General features: G+C 40.0%; 15 protein-coding genes. 7 read left to right on the top strand and 8 right to left on the bottom strand.

Going from position 1 to position 12,978, the window contains the following annotated elements; all coding sequences use genetic code 11:
* Window positions 1-61 precede the first annotated feature (61 nt).
* On the top strand, window positions 62-1,288 hold the full coding sequence (locus MHH61_RS04550) for an EAL and HDOD domain-containing protein (RefSeq protein WP_024425947.1): 1,227 nt from the start codon (window positions 62-64) through the stop codon (window positions 1,286-1,288).
* A 35-nt stretch (window positions 1,289-1,323) separates the two neighbouring features.
* Here the strand turns inward: MHH61_RS04550 and MHH61_RS04545 are convergent, their stop codons facing one another.
* Window positions 1,324-1,680: a hypothetical protein gene (locus MHH61_RS04545; RefSeq protein ID WP_024425946.1), complete on the bottom strand. Its 357-nt coding sequence runs from the start codon at window positions 1,678-1,680 to the stop codon at window positions 1,324-1,326.
* A 505-nt stretch (window positions 1,681-2,185) separates the two neighbouring features.
* Here MHH61_RS04545 and degQ point away from each other — a divergent pair.
* The 6 genes from degQ to MHH61_RS04515 all read left to right on the top strand — a co-directional run bounded on the left by degQ (window position 2,186) and on the right by MHH61_RS04515 (window position 6,992).
* Window positions 2,186-2,326 carry a degradation enzyme regulation protein DegQ gene (degQ, locus tag MHH61_RS04540; protein ID WP_003213123.1) on the top strand — a complete coding sequence of 47 codons (141 nt, stop codon included), beginning with the start codon at window positions 2,186-2,188 and terminating at the stop codon, window positions 2,324-2,326.
* Window positions 2,327-2,477: 151 nt separating this feature from the next.
* Window positions 2,478-3,401 carry a polyprenyl synthetase family protein gene (locus MHH61_RS04535; protein ID WP_024425945.1) on the top strand — a complete coding sequence of 308 codons (924 nt, stop codon included), beginning with the start codon at window positions 2,478-2,480 and terminating at the stop codon, window positions 3,399-3,401.
* Window positions 3,379-3,552: a competence pheromone ComX gene (comX, locus tag MHH61_RS04530; RefSeq protein WP_024425944.1), complete on the top strand. Its 174-nt coding sequence runs from the start codon at window positions 3,379-3,381 to the stop codon at window positions 3,550-3,552. Before MHH61_RS04535 ends, comX begins: the two co-directional genes overlap by 23 nt.
* Before the next feature lie 13 nt (window positions 3,553-3,565).
* Complete coding sequence (locus tag MHH61_RS04525; RefSeq protein ID WP_125586170.1) at window positions 3,566-5,857, top strand: ATP-binding protein; 2,292 nt, start codon at window positions 3,566-3,568, stop codon at window positions 5,855-5,857.
* Window positions 5,858-5,937: 80 nt separating this feature from the next.
* The gene (locus MHH61_RS04520; RefSeq protein ID WP_024423322.1) at window positions 5,938-6,579 is read left to right on the top strand and encodes a response regulator transcription factor; all 642 of its coding nucleotides are present in this window, start codon (window positions 5,938-5,940) and stop codon (window positions 6,577-6,579) included.
* A 23-nt stretch (window positions 6,580-6,602) separates the two neighbouring features.
* A complete protein-coding gene (locus MHH61_RS04515) occupies window positions 6,603-6,992 on the top strand; it encodes a hotdog fold thioesterase (protein ID WP_024423321.1) in 390 nt (129 codons plus the stop codon).
* Between the two features lie 92 nt (window positions 6,993-7,084).
* On the opposite strand, the gene mnhG is transcribed toward MHH61_RS04515, so the two are convergent.
* Genes mnhG through MHH61_RS04480 form a run of 7 tightly spaced genes read right to left on the bottom strand, consistent with a single transcriptional unit; the run spans window position 7,085 to window position 12,855 of the window.
* Window positions 7,085-7,459 (bottom strand): monovalent cation/H(+) antiporter subunit G, encoded by a 375-nt coding sequence (mnhG, locus tag MHH61_RS04510; RefSeq protein WP_024423320.1) that lies wholly within the window; start codon window positions 7,457-7,459, stop codon window positions 7,085-7,087.
* Entirely contained in the window at window positions 7,443-7,724 is a 282-nt protein-coding gene (locus MHH61_RS04505) for a Na(+)/H(+) antiporter subunit F1 (RefSeq protein ID WP_024425942.1), read from the bottom strand. Before MHH61_RS04505 ends, mnhG begins: the two co-directional genes overlap by 17 nt.
* Window positions 7,724-8,203: a Na+/H+ antiporter subunit E gene (locus MHH61_RS04500; protein WP_024425941.1), complete on the bottom strand. Its 480-nt coding sequence runs from the start codon at window positions 8,201-8,203 to the stop codon at window positions 7,724-7,726. Before MHH61_RS04500 ends, MHH61_RS04505 begins: the two co-directional genes overlap by 1 nt.
* A 6-nt stretch (window positions 8,204-8,209) precedes the next feature.
* Window positions 8,210-9,688, bottom strand: a complete 1,479-nt coding sequence (locus MHH61_RS04495) for a Na+/H+ antiporter subunit D (protein ID WP_125586172.1) — start codon at window positions 9,686-9,688, stop codon at window positions 8,210-8,212.
* Complete coding sequence (locus MHH61_RS04490; protein ID WP_024423316.1) at window positions 9,681-10,022, bottom strand: Na(+)/H(+) antiporter subunit C; 342 nt, start codon at window positions 10,020-10,022, stop codon at window positions 9,681-9,683. The genes MHH61_RS04495 and MHH61_RS04490 overlap by 8 nt, the downstream gene beginning before the upstream one ends.
* Window positions 10,022-10,453, bottom strand: a complete 432-nt coding sequence (locus MHH61_RS04485) for a Na(+)/H(+) antiporter subunit B (RefSeq protein ID WP_024423315.1) — start codon at window positions 10,451-10,453, stop codon at window positions 10,022-10,024. The genes MHH61_RS04490 and MHH61_RS04485 overlap by 1 nt, the downstream gene beginning before the upstream one ends.
* Window positions 10,450-12,855 carry a Na+/H+ antiporter subunit A gene (locus MHH61_RS04480; RefSeq protein WP_125586175.1) on the bottom strand — a complete coding sequence of 802 codons (2,406 nt, stop codon included), beginning with the start codon at window positions 12,853-12,855 and terminating at the stop codon, window positions 10,450-10,452. The genes MHH61_RS04485 and MHH61_RS04480 overlap by 4 nt, the downstream gene beginning before the upstream one ends.
* Window positions 12,856-12,978 lie beyond the last annotated feature (123 nt).

The following is a 12,978-nucleotide window of genomic DNA, read 5'->3' as shown; positions in this document are numbered from 1 at the left end:
AATCATTTGGTATACTGAAAGCACATCTTGTTTGTCATGGCATAAAGGAGGATTGGAGCAGTTGAGGGTGTTTGTTGCGAGACAGCCTATTTTTAACAGAAAAGAACAAGTCGTATCATATGAGCTGCTTTATAGAGATAGTGAAACCAATACATATAGCGCTGAAGACGGTGATCAAGCGACAACGGACCTCATTATCAATAGTTTTCTAAATATCGGCATCGAAACACTGACAGAAGGAAAACGATGCTATATTAATTTCACCGAAAGCTTGCTTTCATCTGATCTGCTCACCTATTTTGATCCGCATCAGCTTGTGATCGAGATATTAGAAAATGTACCGATTACCCCGGCACTTATTATGAGATGTAAGCAGTTAAAAAAATGGGGATATACGATTGCACTCGATGATTTCTTCCTAAACGGAACACATTTTAGTGACAAACTGCTTGAGGAACTCCTCTATTGCATAGATATTTTAAAAATTGACTTTCTGAAAACCACAACGCAAGAACGAAGAGATATTCTGCATTCGTATAAAAAGTATCGCCTTCGATTCCTAGCAGAAAAGGTAGAAACGAGAAGAGAATATGAAGAGGCACTAGAAGCGGGCTTCCACTTGTTTCAAGGGTATTTCTTTAGTGAGCCGCATGTGATATCGGGACGAGCATTATCGACCAGCTTCCATGCGTACCATCAGCTTTTAAATGAGTTAAGCAAGGACCAGCCGAATATCCAGACCGTCACCCATTTTATTGAAAGTGACCTTTCGCTATCATATCAATTATTAAAAATGCTGAATTCAGGCGGCATGAGACGTCTTTATCAAATTAAAAGTATCCGGCAGGCGATTATCCTGCTTGGATTTAATGAAATTCGGCGCTGGATCTTTATCCTTTCATTTAAAGAACTGAATGTCCAAGCTAACTCAAGCCAAAAAGAAATTATCAAAATGTCATTCATTCGTGCCAAAACGTGTGAACTGATTGCTTCTCGTACTGAACGAGAGCACCCCGCCTCTTATATGCTGACAGGTATGTTTTCTCTCATTGATACGCTTGTCAGGGCAGATATCACAGAACTTGTGAAGGAACTGCCGCTTTCTGATGAAGTTGGCGAGGCACTGCTTGGCTATGAAAATGATTATTCTTTTGTGCTAGGTATGGCCAAACGTATTGAACGAAATGAATGGGATGATGAAATGTTAGATGGAAATCTCCCGAAACAGGAAGCCTATGGGTGTTATATAGAAGCCATTGAATGGTGCCATAAAATGTTTGAATCTTAAGAAAAGCCGCTCGTGTGAGAGCGGCTTTTTCTTTGTCATGCCCACTTTAAAAGAAGAAAAAGTCTGCTGGAGGCAAGAGACAAGTAGATTCGAATGCCTTCTGGACTAAAGCGGATATCAATGCCGCTTTTCACACCAATTTGCTTCAGCATTCGGCTCACACTTGTGGAATCAGAGCGCTCAGCAGCCTCCATGATGCGCTGCGCAAACGGAAGGGAGCTTGAAATTTGCTGCGTGATGAGTGAAGCATCAGCAACGAGACGGGCCGATTCCTTTGCGGCTCGTTGAAATGAGTGGGCATCTACTGGAGGAAAAGTCATTGGCGTGCGCGGCGGGTATGCGTGGCTCATTGCGGGAACCTGCAAAGCAGGATAAGGAACATAGTAAAACACATGGTCACCTCTTCTCTCATTGACGTGAAATTGGACGGATATCTGTTCTAAATGTATGTAGAAAATCAGAATAAAGAATCAAAATGATCTTTCTATCTTTGTAATTCCAGCATAAAAATAGGTACTTTTGCGGTCAATTTCGGTGAATGTCGCCAAAAAATTGCGGTGTCCACAATAGCGTCTGTCGTCTGGCCTATGACACGCAAAACCGAAGATACAGAGGGGATCGTACGTTCTATCGGGAGAGAAGTGTGACGAATGATGCCTATTCCTGTCGCAAAAATGACGCAATTCCTTTGAAATTGAGATAAAAGTATGATTTGAAAAGTCAGAAAATGATGAAAAAAGACCTATTGAATTTTGCGGTATCACGCACACGTTTTGTGCATACTTTTCGGTGAAAAAATACTCAATTACATTTACACTGTTAGTAACAGATCAAATACTTATGACCCAATCACCATACACAAATACATTGATCTTCCAAAAAAGGAGAGTGGAATCGATGGAAAAGTATGAAATCGAAGAACTTAAACAATTATTATGGAAACTTGAAAACGAAATCAGAGAAACAACGGCTTCTCTTCATAACATTAACAAAAGCATTGATCAATACGACAAATATGAATATGTGAAAATTTCTTAAAGACTTGATAATCCTCAAGTCTTTTTTTTATCCAAATACATACAAAAAAAGGATATATTATTATATAATTGTTAAATAGTGATGTCAGTGGACATTTGCTCATGTCTTTTTAGTAAAATAAAAGACGAAAGGGTGAGGTACAAGATCGAGTATGCTAAACTATCTAGAGAATACAAAAATCAAGCAGAATATGTCTGATTTTATTCAACATGCAGTCAGGCAGAATGATTTACAAAAGCTGCTTCTGAAATTTACAGATATAAAGAATGAATTCCCTTTTGGACAATTGGCTTACCAGCATTATGTGGCATTTGGCGGTCAAGACAAGCAAGCGATTACAAAACTGGCAGCAGGGATTGAACTTCTCATCTTATCAGCCGATATATTAGATGATATTGAAGATCAAGACAAAGATTCTTATCCTTGGATGAAGTGTCAGAGCGGAATTGCGATGAATGCAGCAAATGTTCTTTTTGTATTGAGCTTTGAAGTCTTTTCAAAGCTTGATCATGCACCGGAGCTTTTAAACAGTGTATACTCCTATTCCATTCAGTCAATGCAAGGACAGCATTTGGATATGAATCTGGAGCCGGAGAATGAGCAGGATTGTTTAAATATCATGAAGTTAAAGGCAGGATCACTGTTTGTGTTACCCTGTATGTTAGGGGTTATCTTGGCAACAGGTTCATTTGAAAAAAATGTAGAAAAATATGCTTATTATCTAGGCATGGCAGAGCAGCTTGAAAATGACTATGTGGCTCTTTTTAATAAAAAAAATATTGATTTTAAAAGAATGCAAACATTACCGCTAGTATATTTAAAAAATGAATTTAATCCATCCAGTTCTGACTTGCTCAGTTATTATCAATCAGAGGATAAGAGCATTGGCTCTGAAGAATTAAAGGATAAATTAAAAGAATCTGGCGTTCAACAATATGTATTTATTATGAGAAACCTTCTCAGAAATAAGTTTAAAGAAGCATTCGAAATACTACATTTAGAGGCTTCTAAAAAGGAAAAGCTGATACTTTTTTTAATTGGAGATGGAGAAGATGAACATTCAGAAACTAGTTAGTTATCTAGTGGAGAATCCCTCGGCATTAAAGCAAGTTGCAAATGGAAATGCATCGTTGCTTCACGTTGATCAAGTGACTGCAAGCATTATTGTTGAAGGTTTTCAAAAAGAAGACACCATTAGATCAAAAAAATGGAAAGATGCTGGGTGAGTATAGAGGGTCTATGCAAAAATTTTACTCGAAATTAACTGTTATATTAATGATCCTTAGCTTTATTTATGTGATTTATATTTCCTACATCAATGTGTTTAATATTTTTGTAGGAGCAGTCGTTTCGGTGAATAGTGACGGCCAACTTGAAATAGAGGATGTTGTTGATTTTACAGACAGCTATTATGCTGGTGTTAGGAAAGGCGATATCATCCTTGAAGTGAACGGTAACAAAGAACCAACCGAAGAAGTAAGACGAGGTTATTTAGCGAATGTCAAGAGTTTAGTTGTTGATAGACATGGTGATGAAATTGAAATAGAGAATGTAAGCTTATTAAGTCAAGAAAATCTGTTTATTTATATAATACCTATCATTTTTTATTCGATCTGTCTATTCTGTATATTTATGATTTTAAAAATCAATAAATCTAGGAAAAAAGAGTCTGCATATATTCTAGCTCTCTTTTTGCTAGCTGTTGCTGTAGCCTATGTAAGCTCTGGCGGCTCTGGTAAAGGGGAATATATTAGCAGCTTTGTCGTAATTTTTACGATGACTAGTGTACCGTCGTTATATATGCACTTTATGTATCAATATTTAAAGGAATTAGGAACGGTAATTATTAGTTGGCGTGTACTTCTTTGTTTGTATGCCGTCCCTTTTATAAATATTGTATTAGAAATTCTGTTTAAAAATATGGTTTTAGCTGCTTTTAACTTACTTTCATTCTTTGCACTTGCATTTATTACGATTATTATCACATTAAGGGCTGCTAAAAAGTTGAAAGGGACTGAAATCGGAAATGTCCTTAGTGCCTTTGCACTTATCTTGATCTCATCATTCAGTCCATTTATGCTATTTTTTATTATTCCTTATTTATTTCATAAATATTTTATTTCACCTTATATCCTAGCATCGTTCGCTTTATTGATTCCGTTTTTCTTAGTCTATCAATTTATGACAAATAAATTATATAATGTTGATTTCTTTTTGGGGAGAATCAAATATTATAGTCTTTTAGCCATCACACCTACTATAGCGGTAGTCGTTATATTTGATTTCATTCAGAAGCCAAGTGCTAACTTTTATACAATGAAATTTACGATTATCACGTATATTCTTATGCTCACTGTCTTCTATTTTAAAGAAATCATCGACTTCCGTTTTCGATTGAAGCGTTTTTCAGAGAAGCATAATTATCAAGATAGCGTGTTTAAATTCACGCAGCTCATTCGTGAGGCGTCATCACTTCACCAAGTGTTCTATCATTTAAAATACACCATTTTAGAAGTACTTGTTGTGAATAAAGCCTTTGTGCTTGAGGTGAAAGCTGACGGACAAATTATTGAAATTGATGAATCGACAAATGATAGTAAGCTATGGAAAGAATACGTGGATCAATTTCAAGATATTTTAGGTGAAGTCGGGAAAATTATTGAGCTTGATAAAGGGTTTATGATGAAAATTGGCGAACGGGGCGGTCACTCGTTTATCATTTGCTGCTTATCCAATATACAGACACCGAAATTGACGCGTGATGAGATTTCTTGGTTGAAAACATTGGCCTTTTATACAAGTGTCAGTTTAGAAAATGTCGTTAAAATCGAAGAATTGATGGAGCATCTTGACGATTTGAAACAGCGCGAGGCCAATCCTGCCTGGCTGAAGAAAATCATGTTTGCTATGGAAGAAAAGCAGCGTTCAGATTTAGCGAGAGATCTTCATGATTCCGTGCTGCAGGACTTGATATCACTAAAAAGGCAGTCGGAGATGTTTTTAACGAATTTCCAAAACAACCAATGCCCGACATCTATTGAAAATTCGCTTATCTCATGGAATGATCAAATGTCCAAAGTGATTCAAACGACGAGAGAAACGTGTCATGAGCTTCGCCCGCAGCTGCTGTATGATTTAGGTTTAGTAAAGGCGATATCGAAGCTGACTTCTCAAATTCAGGAGGAAGCGCCGTTTCATATTAGGCTGAATACGACACGCTTTGATAAAGAATTGGACATTGATATTGATTCACAGCTGAATATTTACCGAATTGTTCAGGAACTGTTATCCAATGCCCTGAAGCATTCAAAAGCCACTCAAGTGTTAGTGATGCTGATTTGTATTAAAGATCAGGTTGTTCTTCACTATGAGGATGATGGAGTCGGTTTTGATGCCAGTCATCTTGATCAGCATACAATGAGCATGGGGCTATCGGGAATTAGAGAACGAGTGAAAGCGTTAAATGGAAAGCTTCAAATTCACACAGCCCCGGAAAAAGGGCTTAAGGTGAAAATTGAAATGGAATTGTAACGATTTATTAAGGAATAAGACTTGGCATCAGCCAAGTCTTTTATATAAAATGGAAGTGAGTGATTTAAAGGGAGGAAGACATGAAGAAGATATTGGTCATTGATGATCATCCGGCTGTCATGGAAGGGACAAAAAGCATATTAGAATCAGACCAGCAGCTATCAGTCGATTGTTTAAGTCCTGATGCAGAAGCCGCCTTTTTAAAGACGCATGACTTTTCCATCTATGATGTGATTTTAATGGATTTAAATCTCGGGGATATCAATGGAATGGACATTGCGAAACAAATTTTAGAAACCAACCATCAAGTGAAAATTATCATTTATACAGGGTATGAAGTAGATGATTATTTTGAAGAGGCTATTCGGGCTGGATTACACGGTGCAATCAGCAAAACAGAGACGAAAGACAAAATTATTGAATACATACACCGGACATTGCAAGGGGAAGTTGTCATTCAGCTGTCCTATTTAAAGAAATTAATTTCACAGCAGCAAGAAAAGCCAGAACAGGCGCAGCAGACTGATCACGATCTCTTAACCGAACGGGAGTGTTTGATCCTTAGAGAAGTAGAAAAAGGATACACGAACCAGGAGATTGCCGATGTGCTTCATTTGAGCAAACGGTCAATTGAGTACAGTTTGACATCCATCTTTAATAAGCTGAATGTTGGATCTCGTACAGAAGCGGTGTTAATTGCCAAGTCTGAAAGTGTGCTGTAAACGTGTGAAGGGAGAGGGCCTTAATGGATGTGAGCGGATCAAATACACTGCTTGAGGCACTAGGCATTGAAATTGTAGAGTGCAATAAATCACGATGCGTTGCAACAATGCCAGTCGATCACAGAACAAAACAGCCATTTGGACTGCTGCACGGAGGAGCATCTGCTGCTCTAGCAGAAACAGTGGCGAGCATGGGGGCTGCGGCTCATTTAGACTTAACGCAGCAAGTTTGCTCAGGTATTGAAATCAATGCCAATCATTTAAAATCTGTACGCGATGGAGTGGTGACAGCGACAGCTGTTCCTGTGCATGTAGGACGTCGTACAATGGTATTTCAAATCGATATAAAAGATGATCGAGACCGGCACATCTGTACGTCAAGATGCACACTTGCTGTCATTGATCGCATATAAAAAAGCTCCCGGTGCAGCGGAAGCTTTTTTTGTATGCTGTTGTGCGGTAAAAAAAGAATGGCCCAACATGGCAGGCCATTCTTTTTTGCTTTTTATAAATAAGAATCTTCTTTTCGCTTAATCACAAAGTTACGGAAACCGCCATAATCATCTTGAACGCTGCGTTTGTCGAGCTTAACACCAGTATTGTAGGCGGCTCTTCCGATTAAGTGTGCGCCGACTGGTGCTGTCAGGAAGATAAATACGATGCCGAGAAGGATTTTTGCAGAAATAACGCCTGCAAGAAACCATTCGTGAAAAAACACACCTACTAAAATCAGAACAACGCCAAGGGTCGATGCTTTTGATGCAGCATGCATACGGGTGTAAACATCCGGCAGGCGAAGGACACCAATGGCTGAAATCAAACAGAGGATAGCGCCTAGCAGGATAAAGAAAATCACGATGGCTTTAGCGATGACGATCATTTTCAATCACTTCCCCTTTCTCAAGGAATTTGGAAAAAGCGACAGTACCGATAAAGGCAAGGATGCCGAGCAGTAAAATAATCTCAAAGAATGCAGTGGTTTTCAGTAAAATTGAAACGATGGCTGTCATCCCAATTAAATTGATTCCTATCGCATCAAGTGCACTTACACGATCAGGAATAGAGGGACCTTTGATCACTCGTATCACAAAAAGCAAAGTAGACAGTGCCAGAATGCCAAGTGACATTTGCAAAATGAGTTCCATTACTTACCGCTCACCTCCTGAATCGCTTTTTCAAATGAAACCCGGATATCGTGAATGGCTTTTTCAGCATCTTCAATATCCATCGCATGAATGTATAAAATGGACCGATCATCGGAAATATCAATCACTAGTGTACCTGGTGTCAATGTAATCATATTTGCCAGTATGGTGATTTCCCAATCTGTTTTCAAGTCCGTACGAAAGGCGAAAATACCGGGCTTAATCGTGAGCTTTGGAGATAATACGGTCTTTAATACACTTAAATTGGCAAGAAGCAGCTCGCGAATAAAAATGATGATCAGCTTGAAAATCGCATAAAGGGCATAGCCGTAAAAACGCTGCGGGAAAAATCGACGCAGCATGAAAATGGCGATCATCCCTAATGCAAAACCTGATACAAAGTCTGCGGCTCTGTATGTATCATTCATAAACATCCATGTAAAGGCTAGGAGTGCGTTTAGTAATATTTGAAAGGCCATGTTCATCTACTCCTTCAGCACAGCTTGAATATATTTTTCTGGTGTAGAGAGCATTTCCGCTGCTTGATTGATATAAGGGGCAATGAACTCTGTCCCTAACCCAATGGAAAGCGATAGGACGACAAGCAGTACGCCAGGGTACACCATTCCTTTAATTGACGGCTTTCTTCTTCGCATATCCTGTTCCTCGCCCCAAAATGCGGACATGAAAATCTTCATAATAGAGTAGAGGACAAGGAGACTGGACAGTAAGACCAGGATAGAAAACGTCATGTGTCCAGCAGAAAATCCACCTTCCACAATTTTTAGTTTTCCAACAAAGCCACTTAGCGGCGGAATTCCTGCAAGCGATAAAGCCGATATGAAAAACATCCATCCTAATAGAGGCTGGGATTGAATCAGTCCGCCCATTTTTTTCAGTTGATTTGTACCAGCATACACAAAGAGGGCACCTGCCAGCATAAATAAAGCCCCTTTGATCACCATGTCGTGAATGAGATAATAAATGGCACCTTGGAGTGATGCAGGTGTGTTGGCTGCAAATCCAAACAAAATGACCCCAACAGCTGTGACAATGTTATAAATCACGATCTTCTGCACATCAGAATAGGCGATCGAGCCTATCACACCGAATATCACCGTCAGTGCGGCAAGCCACGCCATGAGTGTATGGGTGAAGCCTGTATCGTGTATAAAAATTAATGTAAAGACTCTTGCAATCGCATATAAGCCAACCTTTGTCAGCAAAGCCCCAAATAGAGCTGAAATCGCTGCTGGCGGCGCATGATACGATCCTGGCAGCCAGAAATAAAGCGGGAAGATCCCAGCTTTTAAGCCGAATACAATGAGGAACAGGATGGAAATAACAGTGATTAATCCTGTTTGCCCTGATTCAGCTATTTTCACACTTAAATCAGCCATATTGAGCGTACCCGTCACTGCATATAAACAGGCGACTCCGACAATAAATAATGCCGACGAGATGATATTAAACACAATATATTTGAGTGATTCACGAAGCTGAGGCTTTGATCCGCCTAATACAATAAGCATATAAGATGCCATCAGCAGTAATTCAAAGAATACAAACAGGTTGAAAATATCTCCCGTTAAAAAGGCTCCGCTCACGCCAGCTAACAAAAACTGTACGCCAGAATAATAGAAGAGCCGCTCTCTTTCTTTCCCAATCGTTTGAAAGGAGAAGAGGACTGTCACAAGCCCGACAACGGAAGCGGTCAGCACAAGGAGTGCAGCAAATTGATCGGCCACAAGGGCAATCCCAAATGGCGCTTTCCAGCCGCCCAAATAAAGGGTTTGTATCCCATTTGTGAAAATCGTTTGAACCAAATATGCATTACATATAATGGCTGAAAGAGATGCCAAGACACTAAAGACTCTTGACAGCATGATGTTTTTATTCATAAAGATCAATAGTGTAGCAGCTAGTAATGGAATTAATATAGGCAGGATCACGAGATTATTCATGCTGATCATTTCCTCTCATTTGATCCATGTCATCTGTTCGCAGCTCTTGGAAGGCACGGAAGGCCATGACAAGTAATAAGGATGTCACACCAAAAGCAATGACAATGGCTGTTAAAATTAATGCTTGTGGCAATGGATCCACATAGGATGTGAGCCCCTCTTTTAGAACGGGAGGCGCTCCTTTTTTTAAACCGCCCATTGTTAAAAGAAGCAAGTGGACGCCGTGACTCAAAACAGCAGTACCGACGATGACCCGCAGAAGGCTCTTTGACAGCATCAAATAGGTCGCCGCCATAAAAATAATTCCGACGATAATAGACATTAGAAATTCCATTATTCCTTCTCTCCAATCATTTGAATAATGGTCATGGTGACACCGACAACAACTAAATACACACCGATATCAAACAGGACAGCTGTCGCCAGTTCTGTTTTCCCTAAAAACGGTAATTGAAAATAATCAAATGCATGGGATAGAAAAGGTGCACCGAATAGAAAGGATCCCATACCTGTCAGGATCGCAACGAGCAAACCGGCTCCAGTTACATAAATAAAGTCAAATGGCAAAATGCGTCTTACTGTCTTCAGATCGTAGGCTAAAAGCAGAAGTACGACAGCCGCAGCACTCATCAGGCCGCCAATGAATCCGCCGCCAGGATTGTTATGTCCCGCAAGAAATAGGTGAAGGGAGAAAAGCAAGATGATGAATGCTGTGATTTTTGTTGTGACTTGCAAAAGCATATCATTCGTATCAATCTTTCTCATCGCCGCACACCTCTCTTCCGTTTTGCTTGTGTTTTTAATAACCCATAAATACCAAGTGCCGCAATGGCGAGCACGGTAATTTCAAAAAGGGTATCAAAGCCCCTGAAATCTACTAGAATGACATTGACAATATTGTCACCGCCAGCAAGTTTGTAGCTGTTTTCAATAAAGTAAGTTGAGATGGTGTCAAGTGACTGCTGACTTGTGGAAGCGAAAGCTAGACAAGTGACAACAACCCCAACGCCTAATGAAATGATGAAATTGGTCATTTTGAATCTTCTTGTTTTTTGCTTTAAGCTCAGCTTCGGCAAATGATAGAAGCAAAGCAAAAACAGTGCGACAGAAATCGTTTCAATAATCAGCTGCGTCAGCGCAAGGTCAGGTGCTCTGAAAATCACGAAGAATAATGACAGCGTGTAGCCCATGACACCTAGTGCAATAATAGCTGTTAATCGTGAACTTGCGAATACTGTGGCAATCGTCGCCGCCACCATCACAAGTGAAAGAATCACCTCATACGTGCCAATTGAGGCAGCCTGATCAGTTTGAAATGAAAAGGCCTGCTGATAAAACATCACGCCGCCAATAACGATAATCATGAACCCAAACACATAGACAAGATAGTCACGAAGAAAACCAGTCATATAACTGTTTGTCAGGCGGTATGAACCTTTTTCTAAACCGATAAGAGAGCGGTCGTATATAGCGTTAAATGACCATTTTTCCTTAAAGATGTTGTACATTGGACGCCATTTTGAAAGCGTCAAGTAGCCGATTGTGCCGAGTACAACAACACCTATTGTCATATAGAGTTCTGGCTGGAAGCCATGCCATGCTTCAATTTTCACAGAAAAACGGCTTCCTGTTTCAATCGCTTCAGGAATGATCGCCGCAATTGCAGGTTCAATGACAGAATAGGCAAGAATATTAGGGAAAAAGAAGAAGGTGACCACAAGTGCAGCTAGAATGATGGGCGGAATGAGCATGCCGATCGGTGCTTCATGCGGTTTTTTCTCCAATTGGTCTATATTCAGACGGCCTCTAAAAGTTTTAAAGAGGAGCATCATACTATAAATAAACGTAAAGACACTAGCGAGCCAAGCGAGTGCTGGGAAGATGGCACCCCATGTTGAAACGTCCGTAAAGCTGATATCAGAAATCCGTATCATACTTGTGAAAAATAGCTCTTTACTTAAGAAACCGTTAAATGGCGGTAATCCGGCCATTGAAAATGTACCGATTAACGTAATTGTGAAGGTAATCGGCATGATCGTCATTAATCCGCCTAATTTCCGAATGTCACGAGTTCCTGTTTCATGATCGATAATACCAGCTGCCATAAAGAGACTGCCTTTAAACGTAGCATGGTTAATGAGGTGAAAAATAGCTGCAAGAACGGCTGCGCCAAAAAAGGCAGGATTGTTTTCATGAATCGCAGCTGCGCCGACGCCAAGCATGAGCATAATCATGCCGAGCTGGCTCACTGTCGAATAGGCCAGAATGGCTTTCAAATCGTTTTGCCGGACGGCGTGGAATGATCCCCAGAATAATGTGACAAGTCCCACGATGGAAATGGTCCAGAACCATACCTCTGATATAGCAAAGATTGGACTGAAGCGGGCAACAAGATAAATACCGGCTTTCACCATCGTAGCAGAATGCAGATAACTGCTCACAGGGGTCGGTGCTTCCATTGCATCAGGCAGCCAGATATAGAATGGGAACTGCGCTGATTTCGTAAACGCACCTAGTAAGATTAGGATCATGGCAGGGATAAAGTAAGGTGATGCCATAATGAGCTGAAGCTGATTGACTGCTTCACGAATACTGAATGAATCAGTAATCAGGTAAATGAGGATGAAGCCACCAAGCATAGCTAATCCGCCAAAAACAGTAATAAGCAGTGATTTCGTTGCTCCATATCTAGAGCGCTCCCGCTTATACCAATACCCAATTAAGAGGAAGGAAGAGATACTCGTTAACTCCCAAAACAAGTATAAAACCACCATGTTGTCAGAAAGAACGACACCCAGCATCGCGGTCATAAACATGAGCAAATACGTGTAGAAAGAGCCAAGCTGTTCTTTTTCCTTTGATAAGTAGAAAATACTGTACAGCACCACTAGTGAGCCGATACCTGTAATTAATAAAGCAAATAACAGGCTGAGACCATCGACATACACAGTGAAATTCATCCCTAAAGATGGAATCCATTCAGCCTGTGAGAAAAGCGTTCGTCCATTCGAAGTGATGTGTAACATTTGGATGAAATAGGTAAATAAAAGAATCGGCAAGATGAGAACAAACCATCCTGTATGTATACGCTTCACATATTTGTAAAGGAAAGGTACAACAAAAGCGAGTAAAAAAGGTGATAGGATGGCGAAGTGAATAAGCTGCAAGAAAATGAACCTCCTTTGATCAATATAAATTCACGTTCTAAAGAACTGGTAATTAAAATTATAGCGTAAATACAGCCATAGTGCATTGGTTTGAAACGATTTCAAGCAAACTGTATTTGTTTT

The sequence above is a fragment of the Bacillus sp. FSL K6-3154 genome (assembly GCF_040869395.1).
In the GTDB taxonomy this organism is placed as follows: domain Bacteria; phylum Bacillota; class Bacilli; order Bacillales; family Bacillaceae; genus Bacillus; species Bacillus safensis.
The sequence above is the reverse complement of the archived record's forward strand: the minus strand, read 5'-3'. Positions and strand labels throughout refer to the sequence as shown.

Coding starts and splice junctions, on each gene's coding strand:
- MHH61_RS04535 (WP_024425945.1), top strand. CDS start 2,478: ATGCTAAACTATCTAGAGAATACAAAAATCAAGCAGAATATGTCTGAT.
- MHH61_RS04525 (WP_125586170.1), top strand. CDS start 3,566: ATGCAAAAATTTTACTCGAAATTAACTGTTATATTAATGATCCTTAGC.
- comX (WP_024425944.1), top strand. CDS start 3,379: ATGAACATTCAGAAACTAGTTAGTTATCTAGTGGAGAATCCCTCGGCA.
- MHH61_RS04505 (WP_024425942.1), bottom strand. CDS start 7,724: ATGGAACTCATTTTGCAAATGTCACTTGGCATTCTGGCACTGTCTACT.
- MHH61_RS04515 (WP_024423321.1), top strand. CDS start 6,603: ATGGATGTGAGCGGATCAAATACACTGCTTGAGGCACTAGGCATTGAA.
- MHH61_RS04485 (WP_024423315.1), bottom strand. CDS start 10,453: ATGAGAAAGATTGATACGAATGATATGCTTTTGCAAGTCACAACAAAA.
- degQ (WP_003213123.1), top strand. CDS start 2,186: ATGGAAAAGTATGAAATCGAAGAACTTAAACAATTATTATGGAAACTT.
- MHH61_RS04500 (WP_024425941.1), bottom strand. CDS start 8,203: ATGGCCTTTCAAATATTACTAAACGCACTCCTAGCCTTTACATGGATG.
- MHH61_RS04490 (WP_024423316.1), bottom strand. CDS start 10,022: ATGGAATTTCTAATGTCTATTATCGTCGGAATTATTTTTATGGCGGCG.
- MHH61_RS04495 (WP_125586172.1), bottom strand. CDS start 9,688: ATGAATAATCTCGTGATCCTGCCTATATTAATTCCATTACTAGCTGCT.
- mnhG (WP_024423320.1), bottom strand. CDS start 7,459: ATGATCGTCATCGCTAAAGCCATCGTGATTTTCTTTATCCTGCTAGGC.
- MHH61_RS04520 (WP_024423322.1), top strand. CDS start 5,938: ATGAAGAAGATATTGGTCATTGATGATCATCCGGCTGTCATGGAAGGG.